Genomic DNA, 13784 nt, shown 5'->3' on the forward strand with positions numbered 1-13784 from the left:
TTGGTTTGGTTGCCATCTCAGGATAAACTCAAATTTATCTGAGGAGGAGGCTCAATGAGTATCAAGCCAATCAAACTCGCTCGCGCTGCTCGCTGGGACAAATACTCATTGGCGGCTTCGCGATTATCGCCAATGAGCATTTGCCGCTTATTGGAAAGTTATGTTTCGGTTGATAATGATTGAAGTTTCAAGTGTTTGGTAAAGGGTATAAAGTCTTTGTCAGCAAATAGCAGTGGGATACTTTTTTTTATGCAAAATGTTGCAATTATAACGTCAGCGGTTTTTCTTATAGTTATGCCTCGCTTTCTTAACACACGATAATTTTCAGCTGCATTTATCGCTATTTCTGGTGAAAGCATACTAAACTGAGGTAATACTTGTAGGTGTTCTTTAGCTGTTGCATAGTCTTTGTCAGAACGAAACCCTTGAAGTATCTCCAATAAGATTAAATCACCAATGGCCACACTATCATTACTCAAAGCTGTATCTAACAAATTAGTTTCTTGTGTCTCAATACCATTAAAGTAATCAATCCAAACACTAGTGTCTACCAATATCATTCACTGGTTCTCAAATCATCAAGATCGCCTTCCCAATCTAACTTTCCTCTAAGAGAGCGAATCTTAGCTTGCTTTCTTAATCTGATTAATGCTTTCAGGCCTTCTTCTACAGCTTCTTTTTTGGTTTGTAGACCAGTTGCACTGAGCGCGTCTGCCATTAATTTATCGTCGATAACAATGTTAGTTCTCATGTTGCACCAATGTGTAAAGAGTGGTAAGTTTATACACATTATGACTCAGTTTAAAAAACATAACAATAGATTGAAGACGGATAAAAATTATAGAGCAAATTTTTACCACTTAATCAGTTGTTAGCCATCACGGAGAGATATATGAAAAATGTAACCCTAATTTTATTTATTTACTTCACCTCTCTAGATGTTTTAGCGTGTTCATTTATGACAGGGGATTTATTCAAACCAAACCTTGAAAGATGGGAACAGCACCCAGGACCTGCACAGTTAAATGAAAACCAAGAAGGAGATTATTGGGAGCCTGTACCAAGACCAGTCATTTCAGATATACAGATTTCACGAGCTTCCTACAAAGGAAATAGCTCATGCGATGATGCAGGTATTATTTCTTTTAAAGTACAGGTTCCAGAGTCATCAACATATGAGCTAACAGAATTTGGCGTCTATTTTCATATCATTGAAGGTGATTTGCCGGACATGATTTTCCCCAATATTCCGTTAACGGGAATACTCAAAGAAGAAGGGCATTATTTCGTTTTTCCATGGCTCGACCATCGTCCAAGTATGCAAAGACCACTAAACTTGACTGTTGAGGCAAGATTCATATCAAATGGATTAGACCTTGGTAACCCATCAATATTTAAGATCGAGCAAAGTGATGGCTAACAATGTGTTTGACTCGCTTCGCTGTGACGCCGCTGCGCGTCGCACGATGCCGCTCGATATTTGGATTTTTAATGCTTAAAGTAAAGCTACTAGTTGCTACAGGGGTCACGCTTATTCTGGAGGGATATTTCTACTTTGTTAGAGATTTCTTACCGGTTGGAGGCTTGGAACAGTTTACTAATAGTTCTGATGAATACGTTTACTATAAAGTAGTAGCGGCGGATGAAGGTTTCAACATCAACGTTATATTCTACCTCGGCGGACTTGTTCTAATTGCGCTGGCATATTTTGTTAAACGGAGAATAAATGTTGATAAACGCAGCAAATAACAAAAGCTTAAAGCGGATAAAAATAAAGAGCAATTTTTACCGCTTAAGCGAGTGATAATCTGGACGCGTATCTATGTTTGTTGTTGTCTTAACTTTTGAATGCGCGCCAGATATCAACAAATGTTATGTGCCAATTTGATTAAGTGGGATTAATGGACTGGAAAATCTTTATAACGGTTTTTGCTACGGTATTTTTAGCAGAACTTGGTGACAAGACTCAGCTCGCTACAATGCTATTTGCTTCTGATAAAGAGGTAAGCAAAATAACGGTTTTCTTGGCTGCAAGTGCTGCATTAATAGTGGCATCTGCTATTGGAGTATTGGCGGGTTCATTTCTCTCAGACTACATCAATGAAAAGTATCTGCATTATATTGCTGGTGTTGGCTTCATTGGTATCGGGATTTGGACTTTGTATAGTGCGTAAAAAGCACAAACAAGATGCTCAAGCGGATTAATTTGAGCTGTCACAATTTTATGCTGGCGCAACAATTGGCCATCTCAAATTAATGCGCTTAGCAAAGCGTTATGTGCTCTCTAGCTTAGATTTAACATCCATTCGTTTATGTAGAATCCGAACTATTTCAATCTCAGTTTCTGAAATTAGCCGGTAAAAAACGATGTGACTTATGCAGGGAAATCTGCGATATCTCGCTTTAATAAAATCACATTGTTGACCTGTATCAGGAGTGTTCGCTAGTATACGAAACATGTCATCAAATTGCTTGATGTAAACAAGTCGTTGTTTACGCCCCCATTTTCGCTGTGTATATGCTGCAATTGATTTTAGGTCTGCCTTAGCTTTGTGAGTTAGAGAAAACTTACCCATTACCTAAGTTCATCATCTAGTTCTTGCATTAGACTTTCATAGCTATACTCGGCAGTGCCGCTATCTTCACCTTCTTTTAATAAATGTCTTAATATTGCAATTTTCTGCTCATTATCTTCAAGAAGTCTTAAACCGGCTCTCACCACCTCACTAGCAGATGAATATCTACCTTCATGTATTTGTTGTGCTATAAAGCCATCAAAGTGCTCGCCAAGAGTAATACTAGTATTTTTAGGCATGTGGGACTCCGTATGTACCAAAATATACCTAATGATGGTATAAAGCACATAACAAGTCAATTAACAGAGATTATCAGCCTATGTCATGCCACTTGCATTCGCAACTGTCCTGCCATAATCTGCTAACTCGTTATTGAGGTGTTATGTGCTTAATTTAAAACAGGAGGTTTTATATGAAAAAAAGAGATAGATTCGCAACTGGTATATGGAGATTCATAGTTGGCTTAATCGGCTTATCCATTGCCGCATTGATGTTCCAAACAAAAACTGAAGACATCACGTTTTTTAAGGTCGTTGCGACTGGTTGGATATTGTTTTTATTTATTGGGTACGCCTTGGGCTTCGATAAACAAATGCAGAATTTCATTCTGAGCATCGGCAAAAAAATTGAGAAGCATCAGGCTTAAAAATGTGGTGCCATTTTCAAGTGTAAAGGTGGCACATAACAAGATAATTGGGTTCCCTAACTCAAGAGTTATCTAGTATGGTGGATAACTCAAAATACAGGAGAGCTGTCTATGTTTCAAAATATCATGGGTGTTGATTTAGCGAAAAAAGTCTTTCCCGCCGCCCAGACTCAACCTTACTCGCTTTTGATGTCTGGTATTTCAGGTGCTTGTGAGCGTAAGTGTTGTGTTCTGGTCAATACATGCTCTTTCACCCCGACCATGTAATTTCGATCATCTTCGGTAAAATGCGGCTCTTGAGTGATTGTCTCGATGAACTGCTGTTGTGTTAGCGTGTTGATGACTTTATCCGCCAAATCGGTTAACAGGCGAGACAAGAGCTTTTTATTCACCCCGCAGGTTTCTGCGAAATCAGCCATCTGATATGCGTTAATGCTTTTGGGGTCAAACTCATCACCCATTGCCATAGCAAGTACATGCTTAAACTGCGGGAACATGGCAACATTCACTAAGTCATAGGCTGGCGTGAATCGATTATTACGTTTATCAAAAAACAGCGAAACGTTTTTGCCGTGACTGTCATAGTTGCCGATCATCAAATTAAATAGCTGCCAGTTGATAAGCCATTGAAGGCTCTCAACAGGTGATGCCATCGTTTTTGCTAGTTCAAAGAGTCGTGGTAAGCTTGCGCCATCTCGAATATGCTGTACATCTCTGCCATCACCTAGGTTTCGCTCGTATTTATAGTCACGTGGCAGATTAAGTGCTCGGCAGCCATCAATCACTTGTCTACGAAAAACTTTGGACTGTTCAGGTGTATACTTACGATCAAAACGCTCCACAATTAGCGCTGGGTATTCTTTGAATCGCGTGAATTGTACTTCTGCGGTAGGCAATCCTACGGCCTTAGACAGTTTCATACAGAAGTATTCGTTGAGTACGAGGTTGGGGCAGTTGTGTTTTTCAAACTTGAGAATATGTGTTGAGCATAAAGCTCCATCGCCAAAACCTATCTGTCCTCGTTCATTTATGAATACGTTGAGCTTGTCTTGTACGCCCGCCACACTTAGACGTGGTTTGTCATCCCATGTTAACAAGCCAATATCTTCCTTGCAGGCAAGTCGCTTGGTTAGCTCGTCCGGTTCGATCACTCTAAATTGTGGCTCATTTGCCTCTGGTGAAATGTCTGATCCGTGTTTACTTGTCTTAAACGAAATGGCTCCTGCCAGATCATTGCCAATAGCTCGGACTTTAGAGTAAACATTCTTTTCAGAGACGCCGAGATGCTCCGCTAAGAGTTTTCGGGCTTTTCCTTCAGGTTAGTTATAGGCGACTTCACGAGAATGAGCGTTATCCAGTGTTAACGATGGAGAAAAGAGAAGAATCCATAGCAATCATCGGTTTTTTCGACTCCCTTTAGGCTATGGTTCATACATTTCTCGGCCACATCACGGCGTACACTCAACTTGGAAAGTAAGGTACGAAAAGTACGTCTAAAGTCATGTAACGTGAAGTGATGATCGCCTTCTTCCTTCAGGTTAACTAACGCCGCATCGGTCTTAGTGATGTTTGCATATAACTTAAAGGTTTGCCGCTTAAGATCGACTTGATCCCACTTAGCTGAAAGCAGTTCCATCTTTCGATTGCCTAATAGCAGTAATAGGGCCAATGCTATATAGGTACTGCGCGGGATTTTACTGGGGTGCTCGCGAAATACGGTAAATGCTGAGTAGTCTTCAAAAAAGCACGTAAATTGCCATTTTAAGGCCAAAAAATACTAGAAAACTTGTTATTCGATATTCAGGATCTGTTCATTGAGTAGCGGCCTAGCCTCTAGCAAACTCAACAACTTACCGAAAAGAAACCGTTCAAAAATGCCTGTTTGCCCACCAAACTGCCCACCACTTGCCTATCGCTTTTTACTAAATTTTAGTGGTTAGCAATGGAAAAACAGTGTCGTTTTTACACTGCTGCTAGGGTTGAAAAATAGCAGTTTTGAAGGGCTTTATCGAGTAATTTTTTCAACACTTTATTTAAAAATGGATACAATAATATCCACTTTTTGTTTTATTTCGCTATAATGGATATTACTGTATCCATTTGATCTTTGCGGATGAATTTTACCTTACTTGATGATACCGATGTAAGCCAAGCCTATGCGGCTTATTTACGTGAGTTACGGAAGCAGGCAAAGCTGTCACGAGTGGCGCTCGCTGAGCGAAGCTGTGTACCTGCGGCTACCATTAAGAAATTTGAGTTAACTGGGCAAATTTCATTTCGCCAATTGCTGTTGCTATGGCAGACCCTTGATTCGCTAGATAGGCTTTATCAGCTCACGCAACCTAGCAAAGAACGCGCTGCTATACCTACGAGTATTGATGAGGTGCTAAAAGATGAGTTTTAAACCCATTCAGAAGCTTAATGTTACTCGAACGCTAAGCTCAGGTGAGCAGGTTGCTGTAGGGGTCTTGGCGCAGAATCGGCAAGGCGTTTTTTTTCAGTATGCAGACAGCTATTTGCAGCAGCTTGGCAACTTATCACCTTTTACCTTGCATGCAAACGCGCAAGTTCAAGTCGCTCCTAAAGCGCCGCACCAAGGTGTACATGGCGTATTTGGAGATTGTTTGCCCGATGGCTGGGGCATGCTGTTACAAGATCGTATTTTCCGGCAAAAGGGCATCCTACCTAATCAATTAACGGCGATGGATAGACTGGCCTTTGTCGGTGATAAAGGCATGGGAGCATTGTCTTTTTCTCCGGTGTCTGAGTTTTCAGCCACCACGCACGCGGATATTGATTTAGCGACGTTAGGCTTAGAAGCACAAACGCTGTTCGATTCTTCGATGTCAGATTATATGGATGATAATCACGATGAGTTAGATGGGCATACGCAACAGGTGTTGGCCGCATTAGTTGCCGGAGGTAGTTCGGGTGGGGCAAGACCTAAGGCACAAATTTATATGCCGCCTGGGGAAACTCAGCATTGTCGAACCTTCGCTCAGCTTGGAGATGAGGCTTGGCTGGTTAAGTTTACCTCTAAAAATCTCGCACTTGGCCATGAAGAAGGTTTGTGCGAGGCGGTTTATTTACAAATGGCAGAACTTGCTAAGTGTCAACCACCGCTATGGCAACTCATTGAAGCACCACCTGCAAGCGGAGCGTCTGCCTGGTTGGCGCTTAAGCGTTTTGATTATGTCACTGAACAGGCCGACTTAGGCAGAAAGCGCAGTGCAGGTCGCCTGCATATGCACAGCGCTTGCGGGCTGCTGGATGCAGACTTTCGAACGCCAAGTTTAGATTACATTGATTTGATTAAAGCCAGCCGTCAATTGTGTAAATCGCCAGCTGCTGGACAATTGCAATTTCGCCGCGCCATTTTTAACCTGCTGTCGTCTAACCAAGACGACCACAGTAAAAACTGGGCGTTTTTGCAAACGGATGACGGTCAATGGGATCTTGCCCCTTTTTACGATGTTACCTACAGCCCACATCCATTCAACGAACACGCCACTGCGTTCGGAGGTTTTGGCAAAGCGCCACCGCTTAAGGTGATGCAAAAACTAGCTACCAGTGCTGGCTATGGGAGTTGGCATGATGCAAAGCAAGTCATTGAAGAAGTCGCAGAAGCCATCAGCCAATTTACTTATCTTGCGATGCAACAAGGTATAAGTAAAACAACAATGTCTGCGATTGCGAAGACATTGGAACAGCGCAAACAGGAAAGTGCCGTGCTTTTTCTATAAATTGCCAATCTCTCGAAGTAAAGAGAGCCAAGATCTGAACAAGTCCTGCCGATTAGATCGACATATCAACACTCAATGCATGCTATTCACCAAAATTGAGTATTGAGTAGGAAACTTCAAAGTAGTACGACATCCCTTGGGTTTTTGGGCAAAGCTTTAATTCACGGCACTTAGCAACACGCTAATCCTCCCCACAAAACATTATTATTTGGGGCACTATCTACAAACTGGGGCAACTAGCTACCTGTACCCTCAGAAAGCTGCACGATCTGGGCATTTATCGACCAGTGGATTGAAACCCGTCATGTCGGCGCAGCCTACAATGCGTAAAACTGGAGAGTATTTACAAGTAAATAACAGGGCTTTTAAGACATTCTTGGGCGGGTAACTTTCTACCCAGGAACCTATTCTATGTTTTGAATTTGCTCGCGCATTTGCTCTATCAACACTTTTAACTCTACTGCTGATTGTGTGATGTCGGCGTTAATTGACTTAGAGCCAAGCGTGTTGGCTTCGCGATTAAATTCTTGCATCATAAAATCAAGTCTGCGTCCCACTGCTCCACCTTTTTTCAGTATTTTACGTGTTTCGCTTACATGAGATTTTAGTCGGTCGAGTTCTTCTGCAACATCCGATTTTTGTGCAAGTAATACCATTTCTTGCTCGACGCGCCCATCTTCTAGTTCAATATTGGCATCTTTGAACTTATTTAGAATGCGTTCTTTTTGCCATTCGAGTATGGTTGGCATTTGTGCGTCAACTTGATCTATTTCGTTTAATATTGCGCTTAAACGCTGTTCGATGAGGGTCGCCATATTTATGCCTTCACTGGCGCGAGATTTAACAAAATCTTCCAAAGTCTCGTTAAAACAATTCATCATTTCTTGTTGAATAGCGTCTATGTCTGCTTCTTCAGCAGAGGTGACGCCAGGCCAGCGCAACACATCCATTGGATTAATTGTGCCATTTGCCCCTTTGTTAACCATTGCTTGAGCAGCGCCGAGAATTTGCGAGGCTAGCGCTTCGTTTACTGTAATACCACTTGCATTGGCTTCATTTGCGCTAAATCGCAGCGAACATTCTACTTTGCCTCGTTGCAACTGCTTGCGAAAACGTTCGCGTAGCATTGGCTCCAAGCCTCTAAATTGCTCAGGTAAACGAAAGAACATTTCAAGATAACGTTGGTTTACTGACCGAACTTCCCAGATGGCGGTTCCCCACTCAGCTTTTAGTTCTCTACGAGCAAATCCGGTCATACTACAAATCATAATGGTGTTCCAATAAACAAGTTAAAGACAGGCGCAAAATAGGCGCACTATGTAACACGTGCATTTTACCTGAACTTTGTTGATTTTGCTCATTTTAAACTTGGAGGCTATTAGCTATAATTGCCGGCAATTAACTAAGGAGCCAATTTAATGCGTCCAAGCAGCCGCACTGCGAGCCAAATACGTCCCGTCACTATTACCCGAAATTATATTATTCACGCAGAAGGTTCTGTGCTGATTGAATTTGGCAATACCAAGGTATTGTGTAATGCCAGTGTCAATGAAGGCGTGCCTCGTTTTATGAAAGGGCAAGGAAAAGGATGGATAACTGCTGAGTATAGTATGTTGCCTCGTGCTACGCACACCCGTTCTGATAGAGAATCAGCCAGAGGTAAACAAGGGGGTAGAACACTTGAAATTCAGCGTTTGATTGCACGGTCTTTGCGAGCAGCAGTAGATTTAAAAATGCTAGGTGAAAACACAATCACGGTGGATTGTGACGTGATCCAAGCCGACGGCGGCACGCGCACAGCCTCAATTACCGGAGCCTGTGTAGCATTAGTGGATGCACTCACTTACATGCGAACCAAGGGAATCATCAAGAATAATCCGCTTAAGTGCATGATTGCTGCAATTTCGGTAGGCATTTTTAAAGGTACACCTATTGCAGACTTGGAGTATGTAGAAGATTCAGAAGCCGAAACCGACATGAATGTGATCATGACCGACACCGGAAAGCTTATCGAAGTACAAGGGACAGCGGAAGGGGAGGCATTTTCGTTTGAAGAACTGAATGAAATGCTTGGACTTGCAAAAACAGGCATCAATGAATTATTTGATATTCAACGTACGGCCTTGAGTTAAGTGAGTGACTTGGGTAACAGACCTTAAATAAACTGAGTGAGAGCCTACTATGCAAGACTACAAAAGAGAGTTTATAGAATTTGCTATCAGGCGAAAAGTACTGCGTTTTGGCGAATTTACCCTTAAATCAGGCCGAGTAAGTCCGTATTTTTTTAATGCGGGCTTGTTTAACAGTGGGGGCGATCTAGCTAAGCTAGGGCGATTTTTTGCCTCTGCCATTCAAGCTGAGGGCATCGAATACGAAGTACTCTTTGGCCCTGCCTATAAAGGTATTCCAATCGCGTGTGCCACTGGTATAGCCTTAGCAAATAGCTTTGGTGAAGATGTCCCCTATTGCTTTAACCGCAAAGAAGCCAAAACCCATGGCGAGGGTGGTAACTTGGTGGGAAGTCCATTGAGTGGTCAGGTTTTACTCGTCGATGACGTCATTACTGCGGGTACAGCCATTCGTGAGTCTATGGATATAATTAAGGCAAACGATGCACAATTGGCCGGTGTGCTTATCGCCCTAGACAGACAAGAGCGCGGTCAGGGTGAGTTGTCTGCTGTTCAGGAAGTGGAGCGAGATTTTTCGACCAAGGTATTTTCGATCGTAACACTTGATGATTTAGTTGAATATTTGCGTACTCATCAGGATGCAGCAGGCGCGATCGAATCGATAGATGCATATAGAGCGCGCTTTGGCATCTGATCGATGCAAGGATGATGTGCGTGTCTGATGTGAGTATTTATGCCGACGCCGATCACCAATTGGATGCCTTAGGTTTGCGCTGTCCAGAGCCGGTAATGATGATACGCTTAGAAGTGCGAAAAATGCAGGAGGGGGAAACTTTGTGTATTACCGCGGATGATCCTGCCACCACCAGAGATATTCCAAGCTTTTGCCGCTTTATGGAGCATCAGTTGTTGGCGAGTGATACGCATACGCTCCCTTACAAATATTTGATTAAAAAAGGCTTGTAAGCAACTAAATGAAAAAGAGTGAGGCTGATAGTGCATCACTCTTTGCTTGTTGAGCATTAGTGTTATTTGTAGATTTTATTATTCAGGCTTCTTAAATTTGAGTGTCCATCTGTCGGTATTGCCTGTGACACTTCTTGCACCTACTTCGTACTCTAATTCATCGTCTTCGCGATAATGCAGTGAAGAATAGTCTACGAGCACAAAACCCGCATCTTGGATTTCTTTTATCGCTTTTACTGGGTCAAAGCGTCTTCGGTTGCTGGGAGTCATGGGCTCCATGTGTCTTGCTGTATGGTCAATGACACCATAAATACCACCCGGTTTTAGTGCCTCAAAGGCAGCTTTGTTCATGGCGGCACGGCCTTGATCACCGAAATTGTGGTAGTTTCTAAAAGTCAGCACCATGTCTGCATTCTCGACGCCGAGGCTATCTAATTTGAGAGAATAAAAGCGTGAGCCCTCTTCTCTCCATAATTCTGCCTCTTTGGCGACAATTTTCATTCTCTCAAAGCCGGGTAAGGTCGACACATTGCTTTCGATTCTGGAGGTACCAATTGCGGCAAAGTAGTTACCTTTTTCTGCCAATACAGGCACCAGCAATTTGGTATACCAGCCACCACCGGGGATCAGCTCAATAACGGTCATGTCGTCCTCTAAGCCAAAAAACTCAAGTGTTTGCGCTGGCTTTCTATTTCTATCACGCTCTATTTCAGCTTGTGTGCGCACATCTGACGCCATGGCTACTTTTAATTTTTCGGCTACATCAGCAAAGCCCAATCCTGAACTAAAAAGCAAGCCGCTAAATATACTCATCCGTATTAGTCTGTTCATCTGTGTCTCCGTTAAAGGGTTGTGTCAAATAAGGTGTACTTCAGCGTAATGATCGCTGCAATTATCAAGATGCCGATACTCACTGCTCGCCATTTATACTTTCTAATAATATTTTCGGTTTGATTGCCAAAACATTTGATCAAAAGAGCGAGGCCAAAGTAGCGAATACACCGACTAGTTGTTACTGCAAGCATATAAAAAAACAATGAATAAGCGGTGACACCTGCGGTTAACATCGCAATTTGTAGTGGAATAGGTGTGACCCCAGTAGAAAAAATAAACCAAAACCCATCTTGTTTCATCATTGCCTGAAATTTAGAAAACTGGGCTTCGGTGGTGAGTTCGGTGAATATAAAATCACGCAAGGCATCAAATAAAAAATAGCCGACGGCGTAGCCTAAAAGTGCGCCCAACACACAACCTAAGGTGGTGACTGCGGCAATTAACCAGAGTTTCTCTCGGCGCGCCTGCATCAAAGGAATGAGCAGCGCTTCTAAAGGGATAGGAACAATAGTTGACTCCAAAAATGATGCCACGCCAATGCTCGTGAGCATGTGCTTGGAGGCGATCATTTTTTTGGCTCGCGTTTTAATTGACACGATGTCTATCAAATCCCTATGGCTGTTTGTAGACTTTGCCGTCCTTCATTACGAAATCAATGTTTTGAAGTAGTGTGATATCGTCAATTGGATTACCTTTCACAGCTACCATGTCCGCAAGTTTGCCTGCTTCCAAGGTGCCTAGTATGTCTTGAATCTTGAGTAGCTTAGCTGCGTTTATCGTGGCGGATAGTATGGCGTCCATTTCTGACATACCGGCTTCTACCATAAGCGAAAACTCTTTGCCGTTGTCACCATGGGCAGACACACCAGAGTCGGTACCAAACGCAATTAACACCCCATTTTCATGCGCTTTTGCAAAAGTTTTTTGGATTAAAGGACCAATGGCTGCTGCTTTCGGGCGCACTATGGCAGGAAAAAAACCGTCAATTTTGGCTTTTTCCGCGACAAAATTTCCGGCCAAGATAGTGGGGACATAGTACACGTCATGTTTACGCATTAGCTTTATGATTTCTTTATCCATATATGTGCCATGCTCAATACTATCGACGCCAGCCAAGATAGCGCGTTTCATTCCTTCTTTGCCGTGGGCATGCACCGCGACTGTCATGCCATAGTCGTGTGCTGTTTGTACGATTGCTTCTAATTCATCTGTCATGAATTGCGGGTTTTGCCCACTTTTCGCAACCGACAGCACACCTCCTGTAGCAGTGATTTTAATTAAGTCTGCTCCGTCTTTATAGCGTTGCCGGACGGCTTGTCTCGCTTCAGCAACGCCATTTATCACGCCGTCTCTTGGCGTAGGCGAGCCCATTAAGGCTTTTTGCATGCCGTTAGTAGGATCGGCATGACCACCTGTCGTCGCGATAGATTTCGCCGAAGTGTATATGCGAGGCCCACTGACTATGCCTTTGTTGATTGCATTGCGCAGGGCAACGGTTTCATTGTATGAGTCGCCCAAATTTCGCACGGTGGTAAAGCCAGACATCAGTGTTTTTTCAGCATAGTTAACGGCTTGTATCGCAAAATCTGCTTCGTTTTGCGTGAATCGTTTGAGGTAACTTGCGCTCCCTTCATTCTGTGAGGATAGGTGTACGTGCATATCCATGAGCCCCGGCAGTAAGGTGTAAGCAGAAAGGTCAATGAAGGAATCAGATTCACTACCCTTTTGCAGACCATCTTGAATATCAAGGATTTTGTTTGCGTCGATAACTAGGGTTTTGTTTTCGTGTACTTTTGTATCGGCACCGGTAATGAGCTTGCCAACATGCACGTATGTGGCAGCGAAGGCTTGCGAACTCCACAATATGTTAATGCTCAATAATGTGAGTGAACTGGCAATGATAGCTTTGCTTGATAACTTCATATTTGTTTTTGTCTCTTTAAATCAAAGTACGATACTTGGTTTTACTGCAACTTGGCTTTGATATCACGTAATACCGCTTTAAGCCTGCGCATATTATCTGGGCCCATACGCATTAATTGTTTTTGTGGCGCACTTAGCGATTCTAGTTGTTCATCTTTAAACTTATACATTACACTATCTGTATACACTTCGATAGGCACTGGTACCTGTGGTGTATCGAGCAATGTGTCGATGGCATCAATAAGTGCATCATCAAAGCTTGCTCCCGGTCTCGATATTTCTGCATATCGCTCTTCTATCACTGGCCGGTAGGTTTCAAATAGCGCCAGTAATTTATTGATGTCCATACTTTCTAATACGTCAATATAGGGTGAATAACGCTGGAAACTAGCGGGATCAATCCATTTTCTGTTGGCTTGAGAATAGACTCTAAAAGCCTGTTTAGGCGGCACAACAAGCGCGTCTTTTGGGGAGGCTTCAGCACGGGCTAAATTACTGACATTGATCACAAATTTCTGAATCAATGCCTCACTAACTAACAAGCGCGCAAAAGCTGGTAAACGGGTCGTTTGCGCCAAACGTGATTTTACCTCAGTATCACTAACGTCAATTTGCGTTTTGGGCTCTGGGAGCTCCTCTTCGATGACGGGAGGTGCAATTGTAGGCTCATTTTGTGTCTGCTCACCAATCACCACTTCTTGTGTGGATGGAAGGGGATCAAATGTTTCCGTAGGCTCAGTGTTTGTACTTTCTGGTTCTACAATTTCTTGAGGTTCTTGTGTTGTCTCTATCTCTATATTTGGGGTGGAGGCTGTCACAGCTGGCTGTTCGGGCTTAGGCCATAATAACACGACCACTAATATTGCGGCCAAAATACCAGCAGCAATTAGGTGCGGTTTCATTTGTGCTAATTGACTTGGTTGCTCTGACATTCCTAACTCTCCAAAGTGACTACTAGGTCATTGCT

General features: G+C 42.9%; 20 protein-coding genes. 9 read left to right on the forward strand and 11 right to left on the reverse strand.

Annotated elements, in window-relative coordinates; genetic code table 11:
* Window positions 1–158: 158 nt before the first annotated feature.
* Together vapC and ACFOHL_RS13020 are read right to left on the reverse strand one after the other, a co-directional pair.
* Window positions 159–560: a type II toxin-antitoxin system VapC family toxin gene (gene vapC, locus ACFOHL_RS13015; protein ID WP_376920669.1), complete on the reverse strand. Its 402-nt coding sequence runs from the start codon at window positions 558–560 to the stop codon at window positions 159–161.
* Window positions 557–751, reverse strand: a complete 195-nt coding sequence (locus tag ACFOHL_RS13020) for a type II toxin-antitoxin system VapB family antitoxin (RefSeq protein WP_376920670.1) — start codon at window positions 749–751, stop codon at window positions 557–559. Before ACFOHL_RS13020 ends, vapC begins: the two co-directional genes overlap by 4 nt.
* 141 nt (window positions 752–892) lie before the next feature.
* Here ACFOHL_RS13020 and ACFOHL_RS13025 point away from each other — a divergent pair, with 141 nt between their 5' ends.
* The 3 genes from ACFOHL_RS13025 to ACFOHL_RS13035 all read left to right on the forward strand — a co-directional run bounded on the left by ACFOHL_RS13025 (window position 893) and on the right by ACFOHL_RS13035 (window position 2174).
* Complete coding sequence (locus ACFOHL_RS13025) at window positions 893–1420, forward strand: hypothetical protein (protein WP_376920671.1); 528 nt, start codon at window positions 893–895, stop codon at window positions 1418–1420.
* Window positions 1421–1491: 71 nt separating this feature from the next.
* Window positions 1492–1749: a hypothetical protein gene (locus ACFOHL_RS13030; RefSeq protein ID WP_376920672.1), complete on the forward strand. Its 258-nt coding sequence runs from the start codon at window positions 1492–1494 to the stop codon at window positions 1747–1749.
* 152 nt (window positions 1750–1901) lie between these two features.
* Window positions 1902–2174, forward strand: a complete 273-nt coding sequence (locus ACFOHL_RS13035; RefSeq protein WP_376920673.1) for a TMEM165/GDT1 family protein — start codon at window positions 1902–1904, stop codon at window positions 2172–2174.
* Between the two features lie 99 nt (window positions 2175–2273).
* Here the strand turns inward: ACFOHL_RS13035 and ACFOHL_RS13040 are convergent, their stop codons facing one another.
* The gene (locus ACFOHL_RS13040) at window positions 2274–2576 is read right to left on the reverse strand and encodes a type II toxin-antitoxin system RelE/ParE family toxin (protein ID WP_376920674.1); all 303 of its coding nucleotides are present in this window, start codon (window positions 2574–2576) and stop codon (window positions 2274–2276) included.
* Window positions 2576–2815: a type II toxin-antitoxin system ParD family antitoxin gene (locus ACFOHL_RS13045; RefSeq protein ID WP_376920675.1), complete on the reverse strand. Its 240-nt coding sequence runs from the start codon at window positions 2813–2815 to the stop codon at window positions 2576–2578. The genes ACFOHL_RS13040 and ACFOHL_RS13045 overlap by 1 nt, the downstream gene beginning before the upstream one ends.
* A 173-nt stretch (window positions 2816–2988) precedes the next feature.
* On the opposite strand from ACFOHL_RS13045, the gene ACFOHL_RS13050 reads away from it, so the two are divergent.
* Window positions 2989–3222 (forward strand): hypothetical protein, encoded by a 234-nt coding sequence (locus ACFOHL_RS13050; protein WP_376920676.1) that lies wholly within the window; start codon window positions 2989–2991, stop codon window positions 3220–3222.
* A 176-nt stretch (window positions 3223–3398) separates the two neighbouring features.
* Here ACFOHL_RS13050 and ACFOHL_RS13055 read toward each other — a convergent pair whose 3' ends face one another.
* Together ACFOHL_RS13055 and ACFOHL_RS13060 are read right to left on the reverse strand one after the other, a co-directional pair.
* Window positions 3399–4373 (reverse strand): HipA domain-containing protein, encoded by a 975-nt coding sequence (locus ACFOHL_RS13055; protein ID WP_376920677.1) that lies wholly within the window; start codon window positions 4371–4373, stop codon window positions 3399–3401.
* 209 nt (window positions 4374–4582) lie between these two features.
* Complete coding sequence (locus ACFOHL_RS13060) at window positions 4583–4858, reverse strand: hypothetical protein (RefSeq protein ID WP_376920678.1); 276 nt, start codon at window positions 4856–4858, stop codon at window positions 4583–4585.
* Between the two features lie 477 nt (window positions 4859–5335).
* On the opposite strand from ACFOHL_RS13060, the gene ACFOHL_RS13065 reads away from it, so the two are divergent.
* Together ACFOHL_RS13065 and ACFOHL_RS13070 are read left to right on the forward strand one after the other, a co-directional pair.
* Window positions 5336–5626, forward strand: coding sequence for a helix-turn-helix domain-containing protein (locus ACFOHL_RS13065; RefSeq protein WP_376920679.1), 291 nt, complete (start codon window positions 5336–5338; stop codon window positions 5624–5626).
* Window positions 5616–6965: a type II toxin-antitoxin system HipA family toxin gene (locus tag ACFOHL_RS13070; RefSeq protein WP_376920680.1), complete on the forward strand. Its 1350-nt coding sequence runs from the start codon at window positions 5616–5618 to the stop codon at window positions 6963–6965. Before ACFOHL_RS13065 ends, ACFOHL_RS13070 begins: the two co-directional genes overlap by 11 nt.
* 404 nt (window positions 6966–7369) lie before the next feature.
* Here ACFOHL_RS13070 and ACFOHL_RS13075 read toward each other — a convergent pair whose 3' ends face one another.
* Window positions 7370–8233, reverse strand: coding sequence for a YicC/YloC family endoribonuclease (locus ACFOHL_RS13075; protein ID WP_376920681.1), 864 nt, complete (start codon window positions 8231–8233; stop codon window positions 7370–7372).
* 150 nt (window positions 8234–8383) lie between these two features.
* Between ACFOHL_RS13075 and rph the strand changes: the two genes are divergently transcribed.
* Genes rph through tusA form a run of 3 tightly spaced genes read left to right on the forward strand, consistent with a single transcriptional unit; the run spans window position 8384 to window position 10060 of the window.
* Window positions 8384–9097 (forward strand): ribonuclease PH, encoded by a 714-nt coding sequence (gene rph / locus ACFOHL_RS13080; protein WP_376920682.1) that lies wholly within the window; start codon window positions 8384–8386, stop codon window positions 9095–9097.
* A gap of 49 nt (window positions 9098–9146) precedes the next feature.
* Window positions 9147–9788 (forward strand): orotate phosphoribosyltransferase, encoded by a 642-nt coding sequence (gene pyrE, locus ACFOHL_RS13085; RefSeq protein ID WP_376920683.1) that lies wholly within the window; start codon window positions 9147–9149, stop codon window positions 9786–9788.
* 29 nt (window positions 9789–9817) lie between these two features.
* Window positions 9818–10060 carry a sulfurtransferase TusA gene (tusA, locus tag ACFOHL_RS13090; RefSeq protein ID WP_376920927.1) on the forward strand — a complete coding sequence of 81 codons (243 nt, stop codon included), beginning with the start codon at window positions 9818–9820 and terminating at the stop codon, window positions 10058–10060.
* Window positions 10061–10138: 78 nt separating this feature from the next.
* Here the strand turns inward: tusA and ACFOHL_RS13095 are convergent, their stop codons facing one another.
* From ACFOHL_RS13095 to ACFOHL_RS13110, 4 genes are read right to left on the reverse strand one after another with little or no spacing between them, the layout of a single operon-like run.
* Entirely contained in the window at window positions 10139–10891 is a 753-nt protein-coding gene (locus tag ACFOHL_RS13095; RefSeq protein ID WP_376920684.1) for a class I SAM-dependent methyltransferase, read from the reverse strand.
* An 11-nt stretch (window positions 10892–10902) separates the two neighbouring features.
* Complete coding sequence (locus ACFOHL_RS13100) at window positions 10903–11463, reverse strand: YqaA family protein (RefSeq protein WP_376920928.1); 561 nt, start codon at window positions 11461–11463, stop codon at window positions 10903–10905.
* Between the two features lie 43 nt (window positions 11464–11506).
* A complete protein-coding gene (locus ACFOHL_RS13105) occupies window positions 11507–12817 on the reverse strand; it encodes a metal-dependent hydrolase family protein (RefSeq protein WP_376920685.1) in 1311 nt (436 codons plus the stop codon).
* Window positions 12818–12858: 41 nt separating this feature from the next.
* On the reverse strand, window positions 12859–13749 hold the full coding sequence (locus ACFOHL_RS13110; RefSeq protein WP_376920686.1) for a DUF3014 domain-containing protein: 891 nt from the start codon (window positions 13747–13749) through the stop codon (window positions 12859–12861).
* Window positions 13750–13784 lie beyond the last annotated feature (35 nt).

The sequence above is a fragment of the Agaribacter flavus genome (assembly GCF_042646125.1).
Classification (GTDB): domain Bacteria; phylum Pseudomonadota; class Gammaproteobacteria; order Enterobacterales; family Alteromonadaceae; genus Glaciecola; species Glaciecola flavus.

Coding starts and splice junctions, on each gene's coding strand:
- vapC (WP_376920669.1), bottom strand. CDS start 560: ATGATATTGGTAGACACTAGTGTTTGGATTGATTACTTTAATGGTATT.
- ACFOHL_RS13020 (WP_376920670.1), bottom strand. CDS start 751: ATGAGAACTAACATTGTTATCGACGATAAATTAATGGCAGACGCGCTC.
- ACFOHL_RS13025 (WP_376920671.1), top strand. CDS start 893: ATGAAAAATGTAACCCTAATTTTATTTATTTACTTCACCTCTCTAGAT.
- ACFOHL_RS13030 (WP_376920672.1), top strand. CDS start 1,492: ATGCTTAAAGTAAAGCTACTAGTTGCTACAGGGGTCACGCTTATTCTG.
- ACFOHL_RS13035 (WP_376920673.1), top strand. CDS start 1,902: ATGGACTGGAAAATCTTTATAACGGTTTTTGCTACGGTATTTTTAGCA.
- ACFOHL_RS13040 (WP_376920674.1), bottom strand. CDS start 2,576: ATGGGTAAGTTTTCTCTAACTCACAAAGCTAAGGCAGACCTAAAATCA.
- ACFOHL_RS13045 (WP_376920675.1), bottom strand. CDS start 2,815: ATGCCTAAAAATACTAGTATTACTCTTGGCGAGCACTTTGATGGCTTT.
- ACFOHL_RS13050 (WP_376920676.1), top strand. CDS start 2,989: ATGAAAAAAAGAGATAGATTCGCAACTGGTATATGGAGATTCATAGTT.
- ACFOHL_RS13060 (WP_376920678.1), bottom strand. CDS start 4,858: ATGGAACTGCTTTCAGCTAAGTGGGATCAAGTCGATCTTAAGCGGCAA.
- ACFOHL_RS13065 (WP_376920679.1), top strand. CDS start 5,336: ATGAATTTTACCTTACTTGATGATACCGATGTAAGCCAAGCCTATGCG.
- ACFOHL_RS13070 (WP_376920680.1), top strand. CDS start 5,616: ATGAGTTTTAAACCCATTCAGAAGCTTAATGTTACTCGAACGCTAAGC.
- ACFOHL_RS13075 (WP_376920681.1), bottom strand. CDS start 8,233: ATGATTTGTAGTATGACCGGATTTGCTCGTAGAGAACTAAAAGCTGAG.
- rph (WP_376920682.1), top strand. CDS start 8,384: ATGCGTCCAAGCAGCCGCACTGCGAGCCAAATACGTCCCGTCACTATT.
- pyrE (WP_376920683.1), top strand. CDS start 9,147: ATGCAAGACTACAAAAGAGAGTTTATAGAATTTGCTATCAGGCGAAAA.
- ACFOHL_RS13095 (WP_376920684.1), bottom strand. CDS start 10,891: ATGAACAGACTAATACGGATGAGTATATTTAGCGGCTTGCTTTTTAGT.
- ACFOHL_RS13100 (WP_376920928.1), bottom strand. CDS start 11,463: ATGATCGCCTCCAAGCACATGCTCACGAGCATTGGCGTGGCATCATTT.
- ACFOHL_RS13105 (WP_376920685.1), bottom strand. CDS start 12,817: ATGAAGTTATCAAGCAAAGCTATCATTGCCAGTTCACTCACATTATTG.
- ACFOHL_RS13110 (WP_376920686.1), bottom strand. CDS start 13,749: ATGTCAGAGCAACCAAGTCAATTAGCACAAATGAAACCGCACCTAATT.